24 protein-coding genes are annotated in these 26,113 nt (G+C 48.6%); 22 read left to right on the top strand and 2 right to left on the bottom strand.

The genetic code is table 11. The annotated features are described in order from the left end of the window. The first annotated feature begins 2 nt into the window (after positions 1-2). Genes EDM56_RS28040 through EDM56_RS28025 form a run of 4 tightly spaced genes read left to right on the top strand, consistent with a single transcriptional unit; the run spans position 3 to position 3,536 of the window. Entirely contained in the window at positions 3-743 is a 741-nt protein-coding gene (locus EDM56_RS28040) for an SDR family oxidoreductase (RefSeq protein ID WP_122921240.1), read from the top strand. 33 nt (positions 744-776) lie between these two features. Next, positions 777-1,664 (top strand): sugar phosphate isomerase/epimerase family protein, encoded by an 888-nt coding sequence (locus EDM56_RS28035; RefSeq protein ID WP_122921239.1) that lies wholly within the window; start codon positions 777-779, stop codon positions 1,662-1,664. A 49-nt stretch (positions 1,665-1,713) separates the two neighbouring features. Beyond that, positions 1,714-2,562: a transketolase gene (locus tag EDM56_RS28030; protein ID WP_122921260.1), complete on the top strand. Its 849-nt coding sequence runs from the start codon at positions 1,714-1,716 to the stop codon at positions 2,560-2,562. A 2-nt stretch (positions 2,563-2,564) separates the two neighbouring features. After that, positions 2,565-3,536, top strand: coding sequence for a transketolase family protein (locus EDM56_RS28025; protein ID WP_122921238.1), 972 nt, complete (start codon positions 2,565-2,567; stop codon positions 3,534-3,536). 60 nt (positions 3,537-3,596) lie between these two features. Here the strand turns inward: EDM56_RS28025 and EDM56_RS28020 are convergent, their stop codons facing one another. Both EDM56_RS28020 and EDM56_RS28015 read right to left on the bottom strand, forming a co-directional pair. Continuing rightward, on the bottom strand, positions 3,597-4,373 hold the full coding sequence (locus EDM56_RS28020; protein ID WP_122921237.1) for an IclR family transcriptional regulator: 777 nt from the start codon (positions 4,371-4,373) through the stop codon (positions 3,597-3,599). 13 nt (positions 4,374-4,386) lie between these two features. Continuing rightward, entirely contained in the window at positions 4,387-5,163 is a 777-nt protein-coding gene (locus tag EDM56_RS28015) for an IclR family transcriptional regulator (RefSeq protein ID WP_122921236.1), read from the bottom strand. Between the two features lie 146 nt (positions 5,164-5,309). Here EDM56_RS28015 and EDM56_RS28010 point away from each other — a divergent pair, with 146 nt between their 5' ends. The 18 genes from EDM56_RS28010 to EDM56_RS27925 all read left to right on the top strand — a co-directional run bounded on the left by EDM56_RS28010 (position 5,310) and on the right by EDM56_RS27925 (position 26,092). Further along, on the top strand, positions 5,310-6,530 hold the full coding sequence (locus EDM56_RS28010) for an FAD-dependent monooxygenase (RefSeq protein WP_122921235.1): 1,221 nt from the start codon (positions 5,310-5,312) through the stop codon (positions 6,528-6,530). 15 nt (positions 6,531-6,545) lie between these two features. Continuing rightward, positions 6,546-7,115 (top strand): hypothetical protein, encoded by a 570-nt coding sequence (locus tag EDM56_RS28005; protein ID WP_122921234.1) that lies wholly within the window; start codon positions 6,546-6,548, stop codon positions 7,113-7,115. A 21-nt stretch (positions 7,116-7,136) separates the two neighbouring features. Then, complete coding sequence (locus EDM56_RS28000; RefSeq protein WP_122921233.1) at positions 7,137-8,078, top strand: fumarylacetoacetate hydrolase family protein; 942 nt, start codon at positions 7,137-7,139, stop codon at positions 8,076-8,078. Between the two features lie 4 nt (positions 8,079-8,082). Then, on the top strand, positions 8,083-8,583 hold the full coding sequence (locus tag EDM56_RS27995; RefSeq protein ID WP_122921232.1) for a DinB family protein: 501 nt from the start codon (positions 8,083-8,085) through the stop codon (positions 8,581-8,583). 17 nt (positions 8,584-8,600) lie between these two features. After that, positions 8,601-9,719, top strand: coding sequence for a cupin domain-containing protein (locus tag EDM56_RS27990; RefSeq protein ID WP_122921231.1), 1,119 nt, complete (start codon positions 8,601-8,603; stop codon positions 9,717-9,719). Positions 9,720-9,745: 26 nt separating this feature from the next. After that, positions 9,746-11,032: a phenylacetate--CoA ligase family protein gene (locus tag EDM56_RS27985; RefSeq protein WP_246009568.1), complete on the top strand. Its 1,287-nt coding sequence runs from the start codon at positions 9,746-9,748 to the stop codon at positions 11,030-11,032. A gap of 303 nt (positions 11,033-11,335) precedes the next feature. Continuing rightward, positions 11,336-12,475 (top strand): saccharopine dehydrogenase family protein, encoded by a 1,140-nt coding sequence (locus EDM56_RS27980; RefSeq protein WP_122921230.1) that lies wholly within the window; start codon positions 11,336-11,338, stop codon positions 12,473-12,475. A gap of 262 nt (positions 12,476-12,737) precedes the next feature. Then, the gene (locus EDM56_RS27975) at positions 12,738-14,336 is read left to right on the top strand and encodes an amidohydrolase (RefSeq protein ID WP_122921229.1); all 1,599 of its coding nucleotides are present in this window, start codon (positions 12,738-12,740) and stop codon (positions 14,334-14,336) included. A gap of 32 nt (positions 14,337-14,368) precedes the next feature. Continuing rightward, positions 14,369-15,499, top strand: coding sequence for an ABC transporter ATP-binding protein (locus tag EDM56_RS27970; RefSeq protein WP_122921228.1), 1,131 nt, complete (start codon positions 14,369-14,371; stop codon positions 15,497-15,499). Positions 15,500-15,512: 13 nt separating this feature from the next. Continuing rightward, positions 15,513-16,409, top strand: coding sequence for an ABC transporter permease (locus EDM56_RS27965; RefSeq protein WP_122921227.1), 897 nt, complete (start codon positions 15,513-15,515; stop codon positions 16,407-16,409). Continuing rightward, positions 16,410-17,192 (top strand): ABC transporter permease, encoded by a 783-nt coding sequence (locus EDM56_RS27960; RefSeq protein ID WP_122921226.1) that lies wholly within the window; start codon positions 16,410-16,412, stop codon positions 17,190-17,192. A 36-nt stretch (positions 17,193-17,228) separates the two neighbouring features. Beyond that, the gene (locus EDM56_RS27955; RefSeq protein ID WP_122921225.1) at positions 17,229-18,299 is read left to right on the top strand and encodes an ABC transporter substrate-binding protein; all 1,071 of its coding nucleotides are present in this window, start codon (positions 17,229-17,231) and stop codon (positions 18,297-18,299) included. 397 nt (positions 18,300-18,696) lie between these two features. After that, a complete protein-coding gene (locus tag EDM56_RS27950) occupies positions 18,697-19,962 on the top strand; it encodes a M24 family metallopeptidase (protein ID WP_122921224.1) in 1,266 nt (421 codons plus the stop codon). 33 nt (positions 19,963-19,995) lie between these two features. Continuing rightward, entirely contained in the window at positions 19,996-21,060 is a 1,065-nt protein-coding gene (locus EDM56_RS27945) for an ABC transporter substrate-binding protein (protein ID WP_122921223.1), read from the top strand. Positions 21,061-21,081: 21 nt separating this feature from the next. Then, positions 21,082-21,951: an N-carbamoylputrescine amidase gene (aguB, locus tag EDM56_RS27940; protein WP_122921222.1), complete on the top strand. Its 870-nt coding sequence runs from the start codon at positions 21,082-21,084 to the stop codon at positions 21,949-21,951. 652 nt (positions 21,952-22,603) lie between these two features. After that, the gene (locus tag EDM56_RS27935) at positions 22,604-24,256 is read left to right on the top strand and encodes an ABC transporter substrate-binding protein (protein ID WP_183192622.1); all 1,653 of its coding nucleotides are present in this window, start codon (positions 22,604-22,606) and stop codon (positions 24,254-24,256) included. Then, the gene (nikB, locus tag EDM56_RS27930) at positions 24,256-25,194 is read left to right on the top strand and encodes a nickel ABC transporter permease (protein WP_122921220.1); all 939 of its coding nucleotides are present in this window, start codon (positions 24,256-24,258) and stop codon (positions 25,192-25,194) included. Before EDM56_RS27935 ends, nikB begins: the two co-directional genes overlap by 1 nt. 73 nt (positions 25,195-25,267) lie before the next feature. Further along, positions 25,268-26,092: an ABC transporter permease gene (locus tag EDM56_RS27925; protein ID WP_425456372.1), complete on the top strand. Its 825-nt coding sequence runs from the start codon at positions 25,268-25,270 to the stop codon at positions 26,090-26,092. The last annotated feature ends 21 nt before the right edge of the window (positions 26,093-26,113 follow it).

Here is a 26,113-nt window from a genome sequence, read left to right as displayed (position 1 = left end):
GTATGAAGCAAAAAGTGGCAATCATTACAGGTGCAAGCAGCGGTATCGGTGCGGCCACTGCCAAAGAATTGGCAACAGCAGGCGTGAAAGTGATGATGTCGGCACGCCGCGTTGAGCGAATGCTGGAACTACAAAAAGAGATTGAATCGCTTGGCGGGGAGGCATGCTGCCAGGTAGCCGATGTGACGTCATTATCCGACATGGAGGTACTTGCGCAAAGGACGATCGAGTGTTTCGGCAAAATCGATATTCTCATTAACAACGCGGGAATCAGTCCTTTTTCCTATCTCCAAAAGCGGCGGGTACAAGAGTGGGATCAGATGATCGACGTGAATATAAAAGGCGTTCTGAATGGAATCGCCGCGGTGCTGCCCCATATGGAAGAGCGAAATGAAGGGCACATTATCAATTTGTCTTCAGTGGCGGGGCATGAAATCACGCCGGTACGGGTGGTCTACAGTGCGACGAAGTTTTCGGTACGGGTTATTACGGAAGGCTTGCGCAGGGAGCTCCGCCCTGATCAACAAATCCGAACGACGCTCATCTCACCTGGAGCAGTCGAGACGGAAATTTCCGCAGGAATTACGGACCAGGAGGCGATTGAGCTTCTTGGGCGTCAAGCGAGCGAGCAGCAAGCGTTACAGGCGGAAGATATCGCCCGTGTCATCCGGTTCGCAGTCGAACAGCCTGCTTCTGTCGCCATTAATGAAATCGTGGTCAGGCCGACGTCGCAGCGCCGCTAAGGATTTGAGAAAAAGAAAGGGGAGATTGTCAGAATGACTACTGAACACATCGAGACGCACCATAAAAATAGCTTGTTTGCGTACGCAGTCACTGGTGGCACGTCAGAGCTCTCCCCATCGGCTCCCGTACTTTTTCGGGGAGATATATACGACAGCATCGACCAAGCCGTACAGATCGGATTTGATTCGTTAGAATGGCACGTGCGTGCAGCAGAAGATATCGATGCAGCAAAATTGAAGGAATATTGCGATAGACATAACTTTCGTATCGCAGCTCTCGCGACGGGAATGGCCAATACGATGGATCAGCTTTCGTTAATTGATGAGGAGCCGACACGAAGACAATGCGCGATCAACAGACTGATTGAGATTATAGACGCAGCAAGTCAGCTGAATTGCGTTGTCATCATCGGGTACATGCGCGGCAATATTCCCGACTTCAACGAGTACGAAAAATACGAGAGTCTGCTTATGGATAGTTTGCGACAGGTTGCCTGTCATGCCGAAAGCAAAAACGTCATGCTGGTGTTAGAAGCAATCAATAAAGAAGAAGTCAATTATTTGAACGGTGTGAAGGAAACGACCGATCTTGTAAAGCGGCTGGATCATCCTAATCTAAAAGTCCACATTGATACGTTCCATATGGATCAGGAAGAGACGGATATGCTGGAAAGCATCGTCTATTGCGGCGAACACATTGGCTATGTTCATTACGTCGATCGTCACAGAAGGATACCAGGGGAAGCGTGCATTGACTTTACACAGATCACGCAGGCCCTCATTCAAGCTGGCTATCGCGGAACGATCTCACTCGAATACCCTCCCTATGGTGATGCCTACCAATCAGCTGAGAGAGGCTTATCTTATGTGAAAACGATAGAGCAACAGTGCAGACGTGATCAGCAGCTAGAGCGAGAATAAGAGGCATAGAAAGACTTTCTAAAAGGAGTGAATGAAACCAGTGAAACAAATGTTACCTGAAACGCGAGATGCCGAACTGCGCCAAATCGCGAAAGAAATACGCAGGAATGTCATAAAAACGGTGTATCACGCTCGTGCAGGCCATATTGGTGGACCTTTGTCAGCGGCGGATGTATTGACTGCCCTGTACTTTGAGGTAATGAGCATCCGGCCGCAAGATCCCTCTTGGGAGGGGCGGGACCGCTTTGTCTTGTCCAAAGGCCATTCCGCTATCGCACTTTATTGTGTCCTTGCCGAGAGAGGGTACTTTTCTAAAGATGAATTGCACACCTTCGACGAAATCAACTCCCGGCTCCAAGCACATCCGGATATGACCGTCCTTCCAGGCCTGGATATGTCTACAGGATCGCTTGGCCAAGGGATTTCTTCCGCGGTGGGAATTGCGCTGGGAGCTAAGATGAAGCAAGCGTCATTCCATACGTTTTGCATGATCGGCGATGGGGAGTCGCAAGAGGGGCAAGTGTGGGAAGCCGCCGATATCGCTTCCAAATACGAACTAGATAACTTGACGATCATCATGGACTACAACCAGCTTCAACAATATGGGTGGGCAGGAAGCAACGGAAGAGTGAGGCAAATCCCTGTTCAGCATCCAGCGGCGAGATGGCAAGCATTCGGCTTTCATGTCATCGAGATCGATGGTCATGATATGCGGCAAATTGTGCAGGCATGCCAGGACGCAAAGCAAACGCAAGGAAAACCGACGATCATCATCGCCCATACGAAAAAAGGAAAAGGTGTGAGCTTCATGGAAGGGGACTATTTGTGGCACTCTCGGGTTCCCACCGATCAGGAGTTAGCCCTCGCGATGGGAGAATTAGAGGAAGGAGTGGTGTAGAGATGGCTGAAGTAAAGCTTGCACAACACAAATCGATGCGCGATGTTTTCGGGGAAAAGCTGCTCGCCCTGTCACGCAAGGATGAGCGTGTCTTGGCTCTGGACGGAGATTTGGCGAACTCGACCAAGCTAGATAAGATAGCGGAAAATAAACCGGAAAAGTTCTTGCAGATGGGGATCGCAGAGCAAAACATGCTGGGGGTCGCTGCAGGATTGGCTACAGTCGGATTTCAGCCTTGGGTCTGCTCGTTTGCTGCCTTTGTCGTAAAGCGGGCACTCGACCAAATCGCCGTCTCCATCGCTCAGCCAAAGCTAAATGTCAAAATGGTCGGAGCGTATAGCGGGTTACTCAACGGCTGCACGGGCAAGAGCCATCAGTCTTTGGAGGATATCGCCATCATGCGGAGTCTCGCTAACATGATCGTGTTGGCACCAGCAGATGCAGTAGAGCTGGAACGGATGATGGAATTTGCCTACGAGTATGACGGTCCTATCTACATCCGATTGGCACGTGACCCGCTCCCTGTTATTTTTGACTCAGCCAGTTATCGATTTGAACTCGGAAAAGGCATCCAAGTGCGCAATGGCAACGATGTTACACTGATCTCCACAGGGACACAAACACATCGTGCCATCGAGGCAGCGGAGATGCTGGAAAAGGAAGGACTATCCGCTGGTATCCTGCACATCCCTTCGATCAAGCCGATCGATGTGGAAGCCATCGTTGCTGCCGCAGAAAAGACGAACGCGATCGTGACCATAGAAGAGCATACGATTTACGGGGGATTGGGAGGAGCAGTCGCGGAAGTGCTCGGTGAATATGCCCCTGTCCCTTTAGAACGTATTGGTGTCCGAGACAGGAACGGAGAGTCCGGCTCCAATGACGCGCTGCTGCAAAAATATGGGTTGACGCCGGGGCATATTGTGGATGGGGTGCGCCGGGTGTTGGAGCGGAAAAAGAAAGTAAAGAACTGAGTCCCTAATCAAACGGAAAAACCTCGCATGGTGTTCGAAGGAACGCTAGCGAGGTTTTTGTTATTCCCCCCGTTCCAACCGTTTTGATATTTCCTTCCCAGTCTGTACCACCATTTTGATCAGTCCAGGAATCGTATTATGATTCATCCGCTGAATCGGACCGGCAATGGTCACCGCAGCAACAATCTTTCCTTTAGAATCCGTAATAGGGGCAGCGATCGACGTTACACCTGTGTGGAGCTCTTCCACACTTAAGGCGTACCCTTGTTGCTTAATTTTATGAAATAAACGTCGGAGAGCTTCTGGGTCTGTAATGGTTTTACTGGAATAAGCCGTAAATGACTTTTGCAAATACTCTTCAACCTTCTGGGGCGATTGATACGCCATCAGCACTTGTCCAGAGCTTGTGCAATGACAGGGATTGCGCTTGCCAACATGTGATAACAGACGAACGGGGTGGGAACATTCCACCTTGCTTATATAGATGATATCGTCGCCTTTCAAAATTCCAATATGGGCGGTTTCGTTCGTTTGCTGGACGAGGGATGTTAATCCCGATTGCGCTGCTTTGCAGAGAGGTAAATTCGATTGAACGTAGTGCCCCAGCGCAAGCACGGACGTCCCTAAACGATACAGATTGGTTTGCCGATCCTTCGCAATAAATCCTTCACTCATCATGCTACTGACGATGCGGTATACCGTACTATTCGCAATCCCTAATTTATCCGCCATTTCCGAGATCCCTAACTCAGGTTCGTCCATCGAAAAAACATTTAACAGACGCAAGGCGTTTTCCAGCGAAGAGTATCGATTCGCTTCCTTCATTTTTTCGATCATGTTTACTCTCCGTTCACGCGTTCGATTTGAAATACCCCATCTGTTCCGAAAGCCTTCTGCCGGCATGTTGCAGACAATCTAGTAAATAGGGCAATTGCTCTTCTTGAATCCTCTGTTTCGGTCCAACGATACTGATGGCAGCAACAACGTCACCTGTGTAATCACGGACGGGGACGGCCAGACTCACCGCTCCTTCATGCAATTCATCTACTGCAATGTCATATCCCTTGCTTTTGATTTGTTCGAGAGTTTGCCGAAAAAGCTGCTTGTCTACTATCGTATTGGGGCCGTGCGGATGGAAATCTGTTTCTAATGCGGTGGTGATTACATCATCATGCTGAAAAGCGAGTAGGACTTTTCCAGAGCTGGTACAGTAAGCCGGATTTCGTTTCCCGATGTGTGAAAGCAAGCGTACCGGATGTTTGGATTCAACCTTATGCAGATACACGATGTCATTTCCTTCTAAAACAGATATATGGGACGCTTCCCCAAGCTGGTTTGTCAACTTGTCTAAAATCGGAACAGATTCTCTCTGGATTTCGGTGTTTGTGGTCATGACCCCGCTTAGCGCGAGCAGAGATAAACCAGGCGTGTAGCGATTAGACGCAGAGGTTTTCTCTAAAAAACCTTCCTTCGCCATCGTGGACACCAAGCGGTGAGTCGTCGTTTTGCTCAATCCTAATTGAACAGCGATTTCCGTTACCCCCAGCTCGGTACGCTCTAACGAGAATAGCCGTAAAATCTTCATCGCATTTTTAACCGAATGCAAAAGGTAATCACGCTTTGCCATATATTCACTCCTAAATTCTTTCATTGTTCCACATAGAAGAAAATTGAGCTTATATTCAGAATATATCCATTGTACTATAACAATCGAATCAGTTAAATATTGTCTATGCAACACTCGGATGAGCAGTGTTGACAGTACAGGAGGGGATGAACATGCAAAATCATCGAAAGGTCATCGTCGTTGGGGCGGGACCGGTCGGGTTGACGGCGGCTCTCGCGTTACGTCGATTCGGACTACCTGCCACGATTCTGGAAGCTGAGCGCGAGGGGCGCCCGCGTCCAGGAAGTAGAGCGATCTATATACACAAAGCGACACTCACCCATTTGGAAGACATCTCACCTGGTTTAGGGTTCGCTTTTGCGAAGCACGGTTTGGTATGGCCCATAAAGCGGACGCTGTTTCAAGGAAAAGAAGTCTATATGAAAAAGTATGACACGCCGAAACCGGGTGAAATTCCGCCGTTCTCCAGCTTACCGCAGGATGTCATCGAACGCTTGTTGTATCAGGCTTGTTTGGAGGCGGGTGTCGAATTCGTTTGGAATGCGCCGATTCAAGACGTGATAACGAATGAGAGCGGAGCGACATTGACCAGCGAATCGGGGGTGGTTTGGACAGCCGATTATGTGATTGCAGCTGATGGTGCCCGTTCTGCCGTTCGCAAAGCGGTTGGAATTGAGATGGAAGGCCCGCATACCAATGACTTTTTCCTTGTCGTTGATGTCAAGGAAGACGAAGAAAATCCGTTGCCGGTTGAGCGCATTTTCCATTATCAACATCCGGATATGGGAGGAAGAAATGTGATGTTCGTTCCTTTTGCCGGTCATTGGCGAGTGGACTTGCAGCTGCTAGAAGGGGATGATCCAGAAGAGTACGGCGGGATTGAAGGCGTGAAAAACTGGCTGCCTCGCGTGATGGATGCCAAGTACGCGGACCGAATTACATGGGTATCGACCTATCAGTTCTACCAAGTCGTTGCGAAATCTTTTACAGATGCGCATAAACGAGTCTTGCTCGCTGGCGAAGCGGCCCACCTGTTTGCACCGTTTGGGGCGCGGGGAATGAACTCAGGGGTACCGGACGCAATCGTCGCGGCTAGGGCAATTCACGTTGCCAGTCAGGCGAAAGATACGGTCGCTGCGAGCGAGTTCATCCGGGCAGGTGCAGAAGAGCGTAGAATGGCCTCTCTATATAATCGGGATGCGTCCAGCACCGCGCTTGAACATATTCAGGGAAGCTCTCCGTACATGAACATGAAGCGGGAAATCGCAGCTTCTTTATCGCCGATTATCCCTCGCCTTGGAAGATGGCTGGATGAAGGGCCTTATGGACCGAAATCAGGACCCCCTCAGCTTTCCACGAAGTATTAGGGGGGTGGCCAATAAATGATGACTGAAACCGTCTATGGCCCGAATCATCAACAAGTCCATCAACTCATGACTCGATTATCCGAGGTTCCATGGTTTTCCGTTCTCGGGAATGAGAGCGGTCGGTTGGACGCAGAAAAAGCATTGAAGGAATGTACCCATCATCTCAATCTCGAAGAGTTCGAAATCGTCTGGATGACTAGAGAGCAGATCCCGTCGTTTATCGAGAACATGAACTTGAGTGATAGCCATGTATGGTCACGAATACAAGATATCCCGAAAAAACTGAGCGAAAAAGCAATTGCAACGAGGAGACAATCAGTTCTGGACGAAATGCTGGACCTTGTCCCTGAAATGTTGTTTCACAAAGCGTATGATGGCGCATTTCCGGCACTTCATGAATATGGCGAGCGCGTAGTTAAAGTGGCTGTCGTCTCTGTATTGTATCTGTTTAGCAATGCATGTCTTTGGGAAGCCCTCAGCGATAAAAAAGATTCGGAACCCAATCCTTTTCTGCCGCTTTTGAAAGTCTATGAAGCGGGCCATTGGCCGATTGGAATGGTAGGGAATCAATTCTATTTGATCTAGTCCTCAAAGGAGAGAGAAAACATGCGTTTTGTAACGTACAGCTATGAAGGAAGCAAGCGAATCGGTGCACTCATTGACGATCAGGTGATCGATCTGCACAACGCAACGATCGAATTGCTGAATGTCCAAGGGCATATTCGAGCGAAGCAAATTGCCGAAGCTTTTGTGCCTGCCAACATGGTGGAATTTCTCCAGGGTGGGGATCAAAGCATCGAAATGGCTCGCGAAGCAGTCGATTTCGCAATTCATAACAGAAAAGCGCTCTCCCGTAAAGTCGTGTTTCCGATTTCGGAAGTACGGTTGGAGGCACCTGTGCAAAATCCGTCCAAAATCATTTGCGTGGGCCATAATTATCGGGAGCACATTTTGGAAATGGGGCGTGATCTCCCTCCTTTCCCAGTCGTATTTGCGAAGTTTTCCAACACGATTATCGGACCCGAAGACAATATTCCATTCTTCCCAATCTCTGAACAATTGGACTATGAGGCAGAATTCGCCTTCGTCATCGGCAAGCGTGCACGAAATGTGACACAAGAAAAAGCGTTGGAATATGTCGCGGGCTATACGATTGCCAATGATGTGACATATCGCGATATCCAACGAAGAACGATTCAGTGGCTGCAAGGGAAAACGGTGGAAGGTAGCGCACCTATGGGGCCATGGCTCGTGTCAGCAGATGAAATTGGCGATCCTACTGGATTGGAGGTCGTTCTAACCGTAAACGGAAAAGAACGACAACGCTCGAACACGGCCAATTTAGTGTTTACCGTACCGTATTTGGTGGAGTTTCTTTCCGGTCTGATGACGCTGGAGCCTGGAGATATTGTTTTGACAGGTACACCGGGTGGTGTTGGAGTCGCACGCAATCCACAAGAGTTCCTTACGCATGATGATGTTGTACGAATCGAGATTGAACGAATCGGTGCATTGGAAAATCGGGTAAAAAAAATCGAACAGGAGTAGGAAAATGAGCCAAACGCAACAAGCGCGTAACGATATTTTTCAACTGATTGATGACATTGTACAGGTGGTACAGCCTTTGACCGAGACAGAGCTGCACTGGAAAGCGACTGATGATGTTTGGTCCGTCATGGAGATTTTGTGCCATGTCGAAGAAATCATCCCGTACTGGCTCCTCGAAATCCAAAGCGTTCTCCAATCACCGCAATCGGAATGGGGACGCAACCATCTTCATGAGGGCCGGCTTACTGCCGTTGCGAAAGCAAAACAGCGAACGAAAGCGGATATTCTGCAAGGAATAGAAGGAACCAAAAACGTGGTTCACGCCATCATGGGAGCCTTGACTGACGAAGCGCTCGCCATTGAAGCGCCAAGCAGAAACCCCCGATGGGGAACGAAGACGATGTCGTTTGTATTGAATCATTTAGTCGTCGAGCATTTGCAAAGTCATCTTGGTCAAATCAATCGCACCGTTGCCAGTGCGAATGCCATAAATCCAAATCAATAAGAAAGGCGAATGATACTATGGCCGAAAAATCTGATTATTTACAGAGCTCTGATGTCCAAGATTTTACAAAGGACATCGAGCGTTACAACCTTGGCCCACTCTGGCACGCCATTCCTGACTTAATGCATAAACAGCCTACTCCTCAAGCGGTCCCTTATTTATGGAAAGCGGAAACCCTTCATCAGAAGCTGATGGAAGCTCGTGAGATTTTCACTCCAGAACGCGGTGGGGAAAGAAGAGCGATCTACTTGCAAAATCCAGGCTTGAAACACCGTGAGCCTTGGGGATGGGCCTCGACTACGCAAACCCTATATGCAGCAGTGCAACTTATTTTACCGGGGGAAACGGCACCGTCCCACCGCCACACCCAAAGCGCTCTGCGTTTTATTACAAACGGTTCGGGAGCTTATACGATTGTGCAAGGCGAACGTATCTTTATGGAGGAAGGGGACTATTTGATCACTCCAGGGGGCTTATGGCATGGTCACTCGCATCCGGGTGACGAACCGATGATTTGGATGGACGCTCTTGATATTCCAACGATTTATGCGATCGGCGGAACGTTTTTTGAGTCTTATCCGGATCGAATCGAGCAGCCATCCGTTCCAGATAACTACTCGGCACAGCGGTATGCCGGCGGTATGGTACGCCCGATTGCGGACCGCTATCCGAAGGTGGCGCCACTTGGAGCTTACAAATGGTCGCAAACCTTTGCTGCGATCGAGGGGGTAAGTCAATTCGAACCGGATCGATTCGATGGCTATGCAGTTGAATATATCAATCCATCCAACGGTAAAACAGCGAATCCAAACATGGCTTCCTGGATGCAAAAGCTTCCGCAAGGCTTCCATGGCAAAGCGCACCGTCATACCAGTTCAACGATTTATCAAGTGTTCCAGGGATCTGGATATACCGTCATCAACGGTGTCCGTTTCGATTGGTCTAAAGGCGATTACTTTGTGGTACCGAACTGGGCCTTACACGAGCATGTCGCGCTGGAGGATTCCTATTTATTCTCCGTCAGTGACTTGCCGATCATGGAAAAATTTGATGTGCAACGAGAAGAAAACTATACGAACAATAACGGTCACCAGGAAATCCGTGATCAGTTTGTGCCTTTATTACCGAAAAAGTAGATATCGAATGGAGGAGGAAGTCGTACTTGGCACGCGAATCAAGCTATCGGATCCACGAAAATGAAGTCGACCTGCAAGCCTATCAGTTGCAAAAATTAAATCAGCTTTTGGTTTTTGCATCGCAATGCAATGAGTTTTACAAGGAAAAGCTACACGATGTATCGTTACCAATTCGATCGTTGGCTGACATCGCTAGCATCCCTTTCACGGTAAAAAAAGAACTGGCAGACGATCAAATCCGCAACGCACCGTTTGGACGCAATCATTCGTACCCGGAATCCAGCTATATTCGGTATCACCAGACCTCAGGAACATCCGGTAGACCCCTGAAAGTTTTAGATACCAAGGAAAGCTGGGACTGGTGGCAGGATTGCTGGTTGGAGGTATTTAAATCGGCTGGCGTCACGAGTCACGATCGGTTGTTTCTGGCTTTTGGGTTCGGCCCATTCATCGGATTCTGGGCTGCCTATGAAGCAGCGAAAAAAGCGGGCACGTTGGTGATTCCGGGCGGAGCCCAATCGTCTTCCGAAAGACTGTACAGCATTTTAGAAAATAAGGCGAATGTTTTACTATGTACGCCAAGCTATGCCCTTCATCTCGCGGAGGTAGCCGAGCAGAACGGTTTTGACATACGCAACTCCCACATTCACACGATTATCACAGCCGGCGAACCCGGAGGATCGATCCCCTCCGTACGCAGTTTGATAGAAAACTTATGGAACGCCAAGCTTTATGATCATGTTGGAATGACGGAAATAGGTGCATACGCCTATTCATGCTTACAACAAAACGGAATTCATATCAATGAATCACAATTTTTAGCAGAGGTAATCGATCCCCAGACATTGGAACCGGTAGCAGAAGGAGAGCGCGGTGAACTGGTATTAACGAATCTTGGCCGCTTTGGTTTCCCGCTGATTCGATATCGGACGGGTGATATGGTTCAAAGGAATGATCAGCCCTGCGCTTGCGGTAATCCTTACCGTTTCTTTGAAGGAGGGATCATCGGTCGTGCAGATGACATGGTCATCGTGCGCGGTGTAAATATTTTCCCGCAATCAATCGAGGCGATCGTACGTGAGTTCGCGCAGATCCATGAATTCAGAATTGTGTATTATACCGTGGATGAGATGAACCAGGTGAAGGTACAGATTGAAGCTTTGGATGATGTGACAGGTGAATTAAAGATTCGTTTACGCGAGAGAATCGGTTTGCGGATCGAGGTAGAGCTGGTCGAAAACGGATCGCTGCCCCGTTTTGAATTGAAAGCAAGACGCGTCTTGGACCAAAGGGAGAGCAAAGCAAGCAAATAACCGTAGGGCAACGTGAATAGAAAGTCGGTCATAGACGTGTATGAGTAGCCCTGAACCCAATGGAGAAAGGCCTCTTGCACGTCTTTGTCATACGCTGTTGTCTTATCGATCGTTTGATGCGGATCACCATCACATACCTCGATCGAAGATGGCATCAAAAAAGAGAAACCGAACGGTAAGTCAGCGATTTTTCGCGAATTCTGATTGGCATAATAGTTGCTATTCAAGAGAGTGTATTCATGCCGGGAATCGTGTAAGCGCTACTAACGGTGTGGGGATACAAACGATAGCGGAGGGATTCTCTTGGACAGAGTCATTGTATTAGGTGCGACAGGCACCATCGGCAAAGTGATTGTGAAAGATTTGGTAGAAAGCGGAATCGATGTCGTTGCAGCTGACCTGGATCAGGCCAAACTGAATGAACTGAAGACATGGATCGGCAAAAAAATCACGACCACGACGCTGAATATCAGAGATTTGGAAGCGACAAAAGAGGTTTTGCGGCAAGGAAGAGTCTGTGTTAATGCAACAAACTACATTTTCAATCTGGATGCGATGAATGCGGCGTCTGCCGTCGGCGTCGACGTGCTTGATTTGGGTGGGCTGTTCAAAGTCACGAATGAACAATTGAAGCTGGATGCCCAAATGAAGGATGCGAATATTCTTGCGATTACAGGTATGGGGTCCGACCCGGGCTCTTCCAACGTTTTTTGCCGCTATGGCGTTAACATGCTTGATTCGGCGAAAGAAATTCATATCCGCTACGGATCGACAACCTCTGGAGCGACATTTGCCTTCGCGGCGGATACGGTCATCGATGAAGCGGTTAAAAACGCCATCGCGGTCAAAAACGGTGTTCTGGTCGAAATTCCGCCGTTGGCCGATGAAGAATTTACGCATTTTCATAACGATTTGGGCATCCAAAAAACGTATTCCATCATTCATTCCGAACTGGCTACTTTGCCTACCAGCTTCCCGGGCGTGAAAGAAATCACGTACAAAGATACCTGGGACCCAGCAACCATCGAAAAAATCAGAATGCTCCAAGAACTTGGGCTAGTGGACACTGCGGAATTGGAGGACGGGACGGTCCCTCGCAGACAGCTGGTTTCCTTGCTTAGTAAGGTACTTTCCAAAAGGGAAAAGCCCGTATGGGGCAAAGATTCGCTGTTAGTTGAAGTGGTTGGAAAGAAAAATGGCAACGATGCACGCGTTCGCTTGGAGCTGTTGACCGGCTATCACGAAGAATGGGGCGCAAGTCCGACCCAGTATGCTACTGCAATTCCTGCTTCCATTGTTGCCCAGATGCTGTTAAAAGGTGAAATTACAGAAAAAGGTGTAAAACCGCCAGAGTTGTGCGTTGATCCCGAAACATACATTTCATACTTGAAAAAGAAAAACGTCGAGCTTTTTCTGACCTACAGCGAGACGAAAAAACAGTAATCGTTTGGCAAAGTCGGACCCCGAATCCGGACCATCGGCAAGGGGTCTACAGGTTTCACATCAAGACCTCTGATGCAAAATGCCATCGATGCAGGATGGCATTCCAGATCGGCAATTATCGAAAGACAACCCGATCATTCTCGCATAAACCGAGTGCTTTTCCGAACGCTGTAACGACTGGAATCATTTGGGCATATCCTGCTGCCATTGGTATGAATATTGCTTTTACCTAATTTAAATTTTGATAAAGGGGGCACAGAAAATGCAGCATACGAATCAGCTCGATATGATCATTTCGAGCAACACAGTATTTACAGGGCTTGAAAATGCCCCGAGACCTGCTGCCGTTGCCATCAAGGGAAACAGAATTGTTGGCATTGGCACCGAGCAAGAATGGGAAGATCGAATTGGGCCAGACACAAAGATTTTTCGGTATGAAGACAAACTTGTGATGCCCGGGTTTAATGATATGCATCTTCATGTGGTACCCGCTTGTCTAATGGAGGATCATGTAAGCCTCCTTGGGGCACGTTCCGAGATTGAAGTAGCAGAGATGGTCGCGGCGTTTGCCACATCAAGGCCGGATGACGAGTGGGTGCAAGGCTACAATTGGTATCATCCGTACTGGGATGAACCGAAACTGCCGCATCGCCGGACATTGGATGCGGTCATGCCGGATCGTCCAGTCTTTTTGTTCCATGCGTCAGGCCATACAGGTTGGGTGAATACAAAGGCGCTGGAGATACTCGGCATTGACCGGAATACACCGGACCCACCGCATGGAGAGATTGTGAGAGATGAGCACGGTGAGCCGACAGGAATACTTTATGAGTCGGCGGTCAGTATCGCTTCCAAACAGGCGATGAAGCTGCCTGTAGACAGAAAGAGTCAAGTGTTCGAGACGTTTCTCGGCCATGCTGCATCGTTTGGTGTAACCTCGATCACCGATATTTTCAAAGTGACCGACCTGGAATTCAATGAGCTTCCGCTTTACGAGGAGTTCGAGAAAGAAGGCAGGTTGACCACCCGGATCCACTTTTTAATAGGGCTAGACGACAATATCGAGCGTGCGAGGCACCATCGGGACACGTACACTTCCGGGACGTTGCGATTTTCCGGTCTGAAAGAATTTTTGGATGGGGTAGTAACAACACATACCGCCTTGCTTGTGGAACCGTACACAGATATGCCCGGATCATCTGGCCCGAATCCACACGTGGAAATGAGGGATTACGTTCTTGCTGCCGATAAGGAAGGATTCCGCATTCGCTTCCATGCGGTAGGAGACGGCGCCGTCCGCCATGCGCTCGATTTGTTTGAGGAAGCGCAGCGAGTCAACGGAACACGCGATGCCAGACATACGATCGAGCATATCGAAGTCGTGCATCCCGATGATCTTGCACGTTTTCAAAAACTGGACGTGATTGCTTCCATGCAGCCGGACCACATGGGCCTGATTAACAAGAGCCACTATTTTTCGTGTATCGGTGAACGACAACAGTACACATTTGCCGTCCGATCACTGCTGGATGCAGGTGCAAAAGTCGTGCTCAACACTGACTATCCGATTGTTACGTTAAATCCGATGATGGAAATCTATCGTACGGTAACGAGAATCGGAAACGACGGCGAGTTGTTTAACGGGAAAGAAGCGATCACACTTGCAGAAGCATTGAAAGCGTATACGGCAACTGCCGCTTACGGCGTTTTTCGGGAGGACGAATTGGGGACGCTGGAAGCGGGCAAGCTGGCTGATCTGATCGTTCTTGACCGTGATTTGTTCAACATCCCTACGGAGCAATTAAAAGATGCGAAGGTTGAGTTGACTCTCATGGATGGCAAAGTGGTCTACGAAAAATAGTTTGCATGCATTTGAAACGGGAGAGTGTGTTGATGACAGCCCATTTGGACATAAAAAGCGCACAGAAATTTTATAAAAAATACAAAGCGGTAGACAACGTCAATCTATCGATCAAAAAAGGAGAATTTGTCACCATTTTGGGGCCGAGCGGTTCTGGAAAGACGACGTTGTTGAAGCTGATTGCGGGGTTTGAAGAGCTGAACGACGGCGCGATCTTTTTGGATGGTCAAGATATTACGAAAAAGAAAGCGTATGACCGCAATATCGGCATGGTTTTCCAAAATTACGCCCTGTTTCCGCACATGACGGTGTTCGATAATATCGCCTATCCGCTGCGCTTGCGTAACGTTATGAAGGCGAACATCAAAGAGCATGTCATTAGGGCACTTCAGACCGTCAGACTCGAGGAATTTGCTTCTCGGTATCCGAATCAGCTCAGCGGCGGCCAGCAGCAGCGCGTTGCGCTCGCCAGGGCAATTGTGTTCAATCCTCCGCTTCTGTTGCTTGACGAACCGCTTGGGGCGCTGGATAAAAACCTGCGTCATCAGATGCAGTATGAAATTAAGCATATCCAGCAAAGCCTCGGAATTACCACGGTGAATGTGACACATGATCAAGAAGAGGCACTGACCATGTCAGATCGAATCTGCGTCATGAACAAAGGTCGCATCGAGCAAATCGATACGCCGGAACGATTGTACAACTTCCCCAAGAGCAAATTCGTTTCCGCTTTTATCGGGGAGATCAATCTGCTGCAATGCGAGCTCATTCATTTGGAAGCGGGTATGGCCGTGGTCAAGCTGAATGATGGGCAGGTTGCCAAAGTAAGGGTAGAGCAGTCGGACGTAGCTGTGCAGACAGCAGCATTGATTGCGATTCGGCCCGAAAATATTCATGTCGTCCGGGATGGTGCCGTATTTACGAACATGCACGAATTGACCGTGCTGGAAAAAACGTATGTCGGGGAGTCGTTTCGAATCGAAGGAACGACCAAAACGCGGGAAAGGCTGACCATCAAGCTGCCGTACGCTTCCTCAAGAGAGATTGCCGTCGGTGACGAAATCCGGATCGGCTGGAATGCTCATGAGGCATCGCTTGTACCCGATGAGGTAACGGTACAAAACGATACTGCCGACATCAGAGGCGCAGCCAAAATATCCTAAGGGGCGCAAGATCATGAATAACGCTGACGTACACATGACGACAATGCCGTTGCGAAGAAAAATTACCTTTTCAACCTTACCGGGCTTGCATTGGCTTCTCGTGATGATCCCGGCATTGTACATGTTGCTACTTACATTTTTCCCAATTCTCAAAATAATGAAATTGGGAGTGCATGACGGAGAGTCCTATACCTTGCAGTATATCCTTCAGGTGTTCACCACTCCGGTTTATATGAAGGTCGTGCTGTACACGTTTAACGTTTCCTTGATTGCAACAATTGCCAGCTTGCTTTTCGGCTATCCGATTGCCTACACGCTTTACCGGATGAAATCGGAGAAAGGGAAACGAGTGATGCTGGCTTTTATTATGATTCCATTCTGGATCAGCGTCCTCATCCGGACGTTTACGTGGGTGATAATGCTGCAAGACACAGGGCCGATTAATTCCATCCTGATGGCTCTTGGATTGATCGATGAACCGTTGCACCTCCTTTATTCTATGACCGGAAACGTTGTCGGGATGGTTCATTACTTGTTTCCGTACATGGTGCTATGCATTTATTCGGTCATGCAAGGAATCGACCAGCGATTGCTTCAGGCGGCAGAGGGTATGGGAGCACGTCCTTGGAAAGTGTTTCGGGACGTTTTGTTCCCGCTGTCGATCCCAGGCGTAGTGGCAGGTGTGCTGATTTGTTTTGTATTCAGTCTCGGCTTTTTCATTACATCAGTCATCCTGGGCGGCCCGAAGGATATGATGATTTCCAACCTGATTGCGAATTTTATCAATGTGACATTGAACTGGCATTTGGCAGCTGCGCTTTCCATCATTCTTTTGGCATCGACGCTCATTCTGATCCTTGTGCCTGTTCTTTTGTTTCGAAATCATTCCGCCATAAAGGGAGTGATGTAAATGTGGCTTAGACTTCTTTCGGTCATCATTCTGATCCTGTTTTTGACTCCGATCCTACTGGTGATTCCGTTATCGTTTACATCGGTATCATACTTCCAATTACCGCCGCCTGGCTACTCGCTGGATTGGTATGAAAAGGTGATGAATAGTCCAGTCTGGATCGAGGTATTTTCGCGGAGTCTGTTCATCGGGGGCACGACGGCGATTGTATCGGTGATTTTAGGCACCATGGCCGCACTGGCTTTTGTTCGGCTGCAATTTTGGGGCAAGAAGCTATTTGTTCCCTTGATTCTTTCGCCGATGGTCGTTCCGGCGGTTGTGGTGGCGATCGGCTTGTATCGTTTTTTCGCTCCGTTCAAGCTCACGGATACATATACGGGGATGATTTTGTCTAACGCTGTCATTGCGATTCCGGTCGTATTTACGACGGTTGCCTCCAGCTTGAAGGGTGTCGATCGCAATTTGGAATTGGCTGCCATGGGACTGGGCTCCACGCCCGTTGGTGCCTTTTTCAAGGTTACGCTTCCGTTGATAAAACCCGGAATGATCTCAGGAGCGTTGTTTGCCTTTTCGATCGTGTTTGATGAGCCGATCATTTCGCTTTTTATGGCGGGGGCCAATACAAAAACATTGCCGGTCAAATACTGGGAAAGCTTGCGAACAAGCATCGATCCAAGCATAGCCGTTGTGTCGACCGTGTTGATCGTAATGACCGTGGCGCTATTCTTCATCCAAGGATGGATCTCGTCCCGAACTGCAAAAATGAGTGTCCAGAAAGAGTAGCATCTTTTGCCTAGATAAAATTAAGGGGGAGTTATCGTGTTGAAGAAGATCGGCAGCATTGCATTGATTACCGTGTTAAGCAGTTCGTTATTCGCTTGCAGCAAAGACGAAACGACAGCCAATTCCGGTCAAGGTTCAGCAGCAGCGGTACAGAAGCTGACTATCGTCGACTGGGATTCGGAATTGATCGAGATGCGCAAAAAAACAATCATCGAGCCATTTGAACAAAAATACAACGTGAAGATTGAGATCGAAACACCACCGGATTACGGGAAATTGAAAGCGATGGTCGACGGTGGAAACGTCACGTGGGATGTCGTGAACGTCGATTCGTTCTTCGGCACATTGGCTGGCAGCCAAGGGCTGTTCGAACCGCTGGATTACAATATCGTCAAAAAAGACGGGTACACAGACAAAACAGCGGGCGAACATTTTATCGCTTCCGAATCGTTTGCGACGGTGATCAGCTGGAATACGACCAAGATCGATGCGGCACATGCACCGAAGACGTGGTCCGATTTCTGGGATGTGAACAAATACCCTGGGGGGCGTTCCGCCTATAAATTCCCGGCGCCGATCATGGAAATGGCTTTACTTGCAGACGGCGTACCTGCTGACAAGCTGTATCCATTGGACATTGATCGTGCATTTAAGAAAATGAACGAAATCAAGAAAAATTTTAAAACATGGTGGACGAACGGGGCACAAGTACCGGATCTGTTAGTCAACGGAACAGCAACCATTTCAACCGCCTACGACGGCACGATCACGTTGCAGAAGCAAAAAGGAACGCCAGTTGATTTTACGTACGAAAACGCGATCCGCAGCTATGAAGGCTGGGTCATTCCGAAAGGCACCAAAAACAAAGAATTGGCCATGAAATTCATCGCTTTCGCCACTTCTCCTGAGGTTCAAGCCGAATTTGGGAAAACCGCGCGCTACGCACCTGCGAATCAAAAGGCGATCGACCTATTGTCGGAGAAAGACAAAGAGCGCCTCGGCGTAACTCCCGAGCTGCAGAAACAGCAAATTATGGCGGACGATTCGTACTGGATCAAAAACTTCGACCAAGTACAAGTGCGGTATGAACAATGGCTGTTGGAGTAGGAGAGAGGAAGTAGCTGTATCAAAAAAACCAGAAGTAGTTTCCAAACGTCGACAGAAAACGGTCGGCGTTTTTTGTTCGTTTAAATTTGTGCAATGGAGATGAATGGAAACAAAAACGATTGTCATGCTTACGATATGTTCCCAATGTCGTCGAAAAGATTTCGTGATGAACACAGAATATTCTGTTGACTTAACAATTGTTTTATGAGAAAAATAGGATAAATATGGTTGTTCACCTTCTACACCAACAATCAACACATCTACGGCCGTTGTAACGATTATCATGCCGAAGGTGAAAACAATGCTGGGAGGAGAGAGACGAATCGTTTGCGATGTTCGGATTCATGATCGGAATGGTAGTTGATGAGAAGACACTCTATCGTTTGAGGTGATTACGATGACTAAGGCAAACATATTGATACAAGATGAACTGGATGTCGCTACATCTGAAATGGAGCTGGCCTTCCCCATTTTAGAGTACAAAAATCGATTAAACAAAATCCGAAAGGCAATGGCGGAACAAAATATCGACTTGCTTTACATCACGAATCCAGAAAATTTGTACTATGTAAGCGGGTACAGCGCAGCGTGGTACCGGGGTAACCCACCTATAGCTTGGTCCGAATCCGCTGCATCAGGAATTGCGATTCACGTTGATCACGACAAGTTCATCCTGTTTGATGTCGTTGATGAATTGGGGATTACCATGTGGTCGACCGTCTCGACGGATTCGCGTATTTACCATGACAGTCCGCACGGTAAATATCTGGGGAAACACTTCGAAGCCGTGGCCGACGGGATGAGTTTTATCGACATGATCGTACGAGATTTGAAAAATGAGGGCTGGACTGGCGGTAGAACAGCGATTGAGATGGGTAGTTATCGCCCGGTTCGTCTGATTAGCGAAAAGTTGCAGGCAACGTTGGAAGCAGCAAATTGTGAAGTGGTAGATGGAACAAAAATTGTCCGAGATGTGCGTTTTATCAAGTCTCCCATGGAACTACGCTATATCGAAACCGCGTCGAAAATAGCGGATATCGGTATGCAAGCAGCACTAAGTGTGATGAAACCGGGTATTACGGAGCTGGATATCGTCGCGGAGTACACCTATGCGATGCACAAAGCTGGCGGAGAAAACATGGCCATTGTTGGTTTGGTTCATGCCGGGCCAGAAAGAGTATGGTGTAGACACCCCAACGCCTCTAGACGGCTGATCATGCCGGGCGACCCGATTGAAGTTGATCTGTCAGGTGTATATTACCGCTATCATTCCAACCTCTCCAGATGCTTCTCGATCGGGGAGCCGGATCCGAAATTTGCCGCAACCTATGCACAGAGCAAAAAATCGATGATGAAGGTAAAAGAGATCATCAAGCCCAATATGTATGTAAATGACTTTATGAGCCAAATGAGCGCGTTTTACAAAGAGGAAGGGATGGAACCACCACTCTGGTTTGGCGGGTACGAGGTTGGTATCTCTTATCCACCGGACTGGGTAGGCGAATTCGTATACGATACGTCGACCGATCACGAAGGTGTTCAATTCGCACCTGGTGCCGTTGTCAATTTTGAAACCGGTTTCGGGATTAACGATACGTTGATTTTTACCAAAGATGAAGCCAAAATACTGGGCACGACTCCGTGGGATTTACTCATTGTCTAACGTTTTCCTCGAATTGAACGGGAGGTAAATAATATGGCTGCATCCCGAAAAGCATCGAGTATTCTTGCTTTGACCGTTTTGCTGTCAACATTACTGTTTGCGGCATGTGGGAATTCGAGTACGGGTGAAGGGAAGTCGGAGGAGAAGATTGTCAACATTATGGGGTGGGCCAACTACTTGCCCCCTAAGGTCGTCGACAAGTTTAAGGAAGAGACGGGAATTAAAATCAACTATTCAACGATTACGTCCAACGCCGAGCTAATGGCAAAATTAAGCGTGGGCAATCATGGTTTTGACATTGCAATTGCAGGTGCAGACTTTGTTGAAACGTTAATGAAGACAGATAAACTGGAAAAAATCAACAAAGCGAACATCCCCAATATGAAGTATATCGGAAAAGACTTCTCCGGCTTTCCTTTTGATCCGAATGGCGATTATTTTGTCCCTGCTTATTGGGGTGGAGAAATCATCGCCGTCAACGAGAAGTTGGTCGATAAGCCAATCACGGGTTACAAAGATTTGTTTGATCCGATGTTTCAGAACAGTTTGGTCGCTGTTGACGACCCGCATGTCATGCTTGGCATCATGCTCGGGATCCTTGGTTACTCACCGAACAGCACGAGCGAAAAAGAAATTAAGGAAGCGGGGGAGCTGCTGAAAAAACTGGCTCCCAACATAAAATCGTACGAGGCAAGCGATGCAGATCGCCTGCTTGCCAGCGGTGAAGTGAAAGCCGGCATCGTTTACAACGGAAAAGTGCCGATGGCAAGGCTGGAAAATCCGGCGATAAAAGCAGTGATCCCGAAAGAAGTTCTGACACTTTGGCAAGATAACTTTGTCATTCCGAAGGGAGCAGAACATATCGGGAATGCAGAAAAATTTATCGATTTTCTTAATCGCCCGGAAATTAGCAGGGATATCACGTTGGAGCAGCCATACCCAAGCGCCAATGTCGAAGCGATGAAATTGCTTCCGGACAATGTCAGACAAGCGATGGAAGTCATCCCACCAGCAGAAATAAAACGCGGCACGTATCTCACCGATGTCGAGGAGGCCTTGCAGTATTACGATCGTGTATGGACAGAAGTAAAGCAATAAGACCAGGGAGGAAATCGTAGCATGAGGAAAGTCACGGTTGCAGCCACACAAATGTCATGCAGTGCGAATCAGGAAGAAAACATCTTGAAGGCCGAAAAGTTGGTCAGAGAAGCTGCAGGAAAAGGAGCAAATGTCATCCTGCTGCAAGAGCTCTTTGAAAATCTTTACTTTTGCCAATCGTATGATAATCGGAACTTTGAACAGGCACACGAAGCGAAAGACCATCCGACCCTGAGCAGGATGTCAGAGCTAGCAAAAGAGCTAGGCGTCGTGCTGCCGATCAGCTTTTTCGAAAAATCAAACAACGTCTTTTTTAATTCCATCATGATGATTGATGCGGATGGCACCCAACTGGGTGTCTATCGAAAAACGCATATACCTGATGATCCCGGCTACTTCGAAAAATTTTATTTTAGTCCGGGAAATACAGGGTTTAAAGTATGGCAGACAAAGTTCGGAAAGATCGGCATCGGGATTTGCTGGGATCAATGGTTCCCAGAAACCGCGCGATCCATGGCGCTGCAAGGTGCCGAGATGATTTTTTACCCGACCGCCATCGGCAGACATACCAATGGCTTGACCGACGATTGTTCCGATCATTGGCAGTTAACGATGAGAGGACATGCCGCGGCTAATATGGTCCCGGTCATCGCGTCCAATCGTATCGGCTTGGAAGAAGGACAATGGACCAAAATCGAATTTTTCGGCCGATCGTTTATTACCGGCTGCAGAGGGGAACTGATCCAAGAAGCAGGGGATCGGGAGGAAACCATTTTGACAGCAGAATTCGATTTGGATGAAATCGAAAAAACAAGGAGACATTTTGTTTTGTTCCGTGACAGGCGGCCGGAGTGCTATCAGACGCTACTTACTTTGGAAGGAAAGAAGTAAAGCCTTCTTACTATTTTAGATAAATTGCCAGGAACAATAGTTGCTTTGACCATGAACAATAGCTAACATTTCTTCTTTGATTATCATAACTAACTTACATGTCGGGCAGGATCTTCCATTCATTCGGAGGATCCTGTCCATTTCTTTCTACTGGAACCCGGCTTCCAGATCCGACAACGATTACGGATGGCGATGCCAGCTTTACGGATGTTCCATTGAGCCGCAATGAAAAAACCACAGCATTCCTCGGTATCAATCCCGAACGGAGAGGCTGTGGTTTCTTGTCTACCGCACGCTAGTGAATGGGGTACAAGCAATCGCTTTGAGGTTTGCGTACTTACAAATGTGGCATTGAAAAGTTTCCTGTCTGCATCGTGAACAGCGGACTACTTTTCCCTACTTTTCAGACATTCAGAAAATTTGCAAAAGAGTATTCCTTTGCTTCTGTATTTATGGTATAAAGAAGTCGGAGCGAATAATTCTTCGTTTGTAATATATGAAGTATTTAGTTCTTCATAAATTTATTCAATGTAATTGTAAGGGCTTACATGTTCAGGGGGAGGTTCTTTCACAAAAAAAGAGAGAAATGCATTCTAGCTTGGGTTCTTACAAGTGCTACCATGTTTTACGGATAAAGAAGGAGGGTTTTGGATTGAAAAAGAATCATCGAACACGATTTCTCAAAGCAGGCGCACTCGCTTTGGCTACAACGCTGATGGTGAGTGCATGCTCAAGTGGCGGTGATGCGCCTCAGCAAAACAAGGGAGATTCCGCCGAAAAACAGGGAAGCGGCCAGCCAAGCACGGGTGGCACTATCACCGTGGCATTCGACCGAGAGCCGGATACGTTTGACGTGCACAAGTCAACAGGGGCGAGCGTTGTGGATGAGATTGCCCAGTTTATGGGCGGCTCGCTTCTTTATATGGACCCGGTTTCTCATGATGTTAAACCGTATTTGGCAGAGAGCTACACCATTTCCAAAGACGGAAAAACGTGGACTTTTACCATTCGTTCCGGAATTACGTTTCAGGATGGGACACCGTTTACGGCAGGCGCTTACAAGGCGACGCTCGACCGTATTCTGGATCCGAAAACAGAAGCTAAGAGCACGATCGCTTTGGTCGATACCATCAAAGATGTGAAGGCACCGGATGACAAAACGCTGATTCTGGAATTGAAAGAGCCGTTCGCGCCTTTACTGGGCAACTTGACGGTCAATGGTTGGCTGCAGCCATTGTCCATGCAAGCGATTGAAAAGGGCGGCGCTAATTACGGTCGTAATCCAGTAGGCCTTGGTCCGTGGAAGTTCGAAAGCTGGCAGCCGGGCGAATCGATCACGTTTACACGCAACGATCAGTTCAAATGGCCAGAAGAATTCTATACGAACAAAGGGGCTGTCTATCCGGACAAGCTGGTTGCCAAGTTCATCAAAAACCGACAGACGATGATGGCTGCTCTTGATAGCGGCTCCATCGATGTAGCGACGCTCGTACCCGCCAAGGATGCGAAAAAGTATAAAAACGACGACAATTTCGAAGTGCTGGACCAGATGAAGTCCGGCATGGGCATGTATTTGTCCATGAATCAGAAAAATGAAATGCTACATGACCTGCAAGTTCGCAGAGCACTCAACATGGCGATCAACAAGGAGGCGATCATTCAGTCGGCGCTGCAGGGAGAAGGCGTACCCGCTTATGGTCCGCTACCGCCAACCATTATAGGTTATGACAAAGCCGTCGAATCTTATGGCTACAAGTACAATTTAGACGAAGCGAAAAAGCTGCTCGATGCAGCAGGCTATGTGCCGAATGCATCGGGAGTGAGGGAAAAAAACGGCAAAGAAATGCAGTTCACGATGCTATCGGTAGAAGCAAAGTCAAAAGAATCGCAGCTTGTGCAGGCGATGCTTGGTGAGCTCGGCATCAAGGTGAAGATCACCACGATGGAGCCGGGCGCAATGATGGAAGCAGAGCTGAAAGGCGATTTCGATGTGGCAGTAGGCGGTTATTCTTACTTTGATCCTGACATTTTGTACCTGTTTTTCCACTCCAGTCAAATCGGCAGCTTCAATTATGCGTCCATCAAAGACGAGACCCTTGATCAACTGGTCGTGTACGGACGCACCACAATTGATCCCGAAGAGCGCAAAAAGATTTACGCAGAAGCGCAAAAACGGATGATCGATCAAGCGTATCTTGTGCCAATCTACGTGGACAAACAATTTACGGTTGTGAACAAGCGAGTAAAAGGCGTGAAATACAGTATCGACCGTTTGCAATTAAACGATAGCTGGGTGAGCCAATAATGAAGCAATACCTCTTGAAGCGATTGATGTCCGGACTCATCGTTCTGGTCGGTGTTTCCCTCTTCTCGTTCGCCTTGATTCACTTGATTCCCGGCGATCCGGTGCGGATTATGCTGGGTGAAAAGGCGACGAAAGAGCGGGTTGAGCAATTGCGGGAGCAGATGGGGCTAAACAAGCCTCTCGTGGTTCAATATGTCAATTATGCGACTGGTGTACTAAAAGGCGACCTGGGTACATCGCTGAAAACAAGCCGACCTGTCAGTATGGAAATCGCCCAGCGGTTTCCGGCGACGGTGAAAATGGCGGTATCCGGCATCGTCGTCGCAATCGTAGCAGGGGTCATCATGGGCATTTTGGCGGCTAAATACAAAGATACCTTCCTTGATTATGCCATCATGAGCATGGCGACGCTGGGTATGTCGCTGCCGAGTTTTTGGCTGGGCCTCCTTGTGATTATGGTGTTCGCTGTGAAGCTGGGGTGGTTTCCGGTCGCGGGCGGCACAGGCTTTATCGATCTTGTCATGCCAGCCCTTACCCTTGGGGTGCTGCTGTCCACGACGATCAGCCGCCTGACTCGCTCCGGCATGGTCGAGGTGCTGTCCAACGATTATATCCGTACGGCACGGGCCAAAGGGATGAGCGAGGGAATCGTGCTGTTTCGCCACGCCTTTCGCAATGTAATGATTCCCGTAGTTGCCGTGGTTGGCTTGCAGATCGCTGCATTGCTCGGCGGCGCGGTCATCGTGGAGCAGGTTTTTAACTGGCCGGGGATCGGCACGCTCGCGATCGAGGCGATTAGCTCAAGGGACTTTCCGATGATTCAGGGGATCGTCCTGTTCATGGGCGTGATCTATGTGATTGTCAACATCTGTGTCGATCTGCTGTATGCCGTTTTGGACCCGCGCATCGACTACAGTACATCGAAAGGGGGCATGTAGCGTGAGCGGGCTCAGCCGTAATGCACAGATTCAAGCGTTGCAGCAACAGGAGTGGCAAGCGCCGCGCTTTCAGCTGCTCCGAAAACTATGGCAAAAGCGAACGGCCCGATACAGTCTGATGATTCTGTTTGCGATCGTCATTCTGGGCATCATCGGGCCGTGGATCGCCCCATACGATCCAACCAAAACCTATTACGATGCCTTTTTGGAGGGACCGTCTAAAGACCATCTGCTCGGGACGGATGCGATCGGCAGGGATTTGCTCTCCCGCATGCTGTATGGCACGCGGGTGACCTTAATGGTAGCGGTCATGGCCGTCGGCATCACGTTTGTGCTGGGGACCTTGATCGGTGTCGTCAGCGCGTATGTGGGCGGAATCGTTGACAACATTCTGATGCGGATCATGGAGGTGCTGCTCGCTTTGCCGGGCATCATCCTGGCGCTCGCTATCGTGGCGGTGCTCGGGCCGAGCCAGACGAATGCGATGATTGCGATCGGGATCTCCTCGATACCCGCTTTTGCGATTCTCATCAGGAGTGCAGCCCTGACGATCAAGTCGTCCGGCTATGTCGAGGCCAGCAGATCGATCGGCAGCTCTAACTGGTGGATTATGACAAATCAGGTCATTCCGAATATTTTCAACGTTCTGATCGTCTACACCACCCTGTTCGTCGGCGGCGCCATTTTGGATACATCCGCCTTGGGCTTTATCGGATTGGGAGCCCAGCCGCCAACACCGGAATGGGGCACCATGCTCAACGAAGGCAAGGATTACCTGTCGGACGCATGGTGGCTGGCGACCTTCCCGGGGCTTGCGATTACGATCATCGTGTTTACGGTAAATATTTTGGGTGATGCCCTGCGCGACATATTTGATCCCAAATCACAAGGAAAGTAAACGGCGTGAATGAAAGGAGGG

The organism is Brevibacillus fluminis (assembly GCF_003710825.1).
Classification (GTDB): Bacteria; Bacillota; Bacilli; order Brevibacillales; family Brevibacillaceae; genus Brevibacillus_D; species Brevibacillus_D fluminis.
This window is presented reverse-complemented; position numbering and strand designations above follow the sequence as displayed.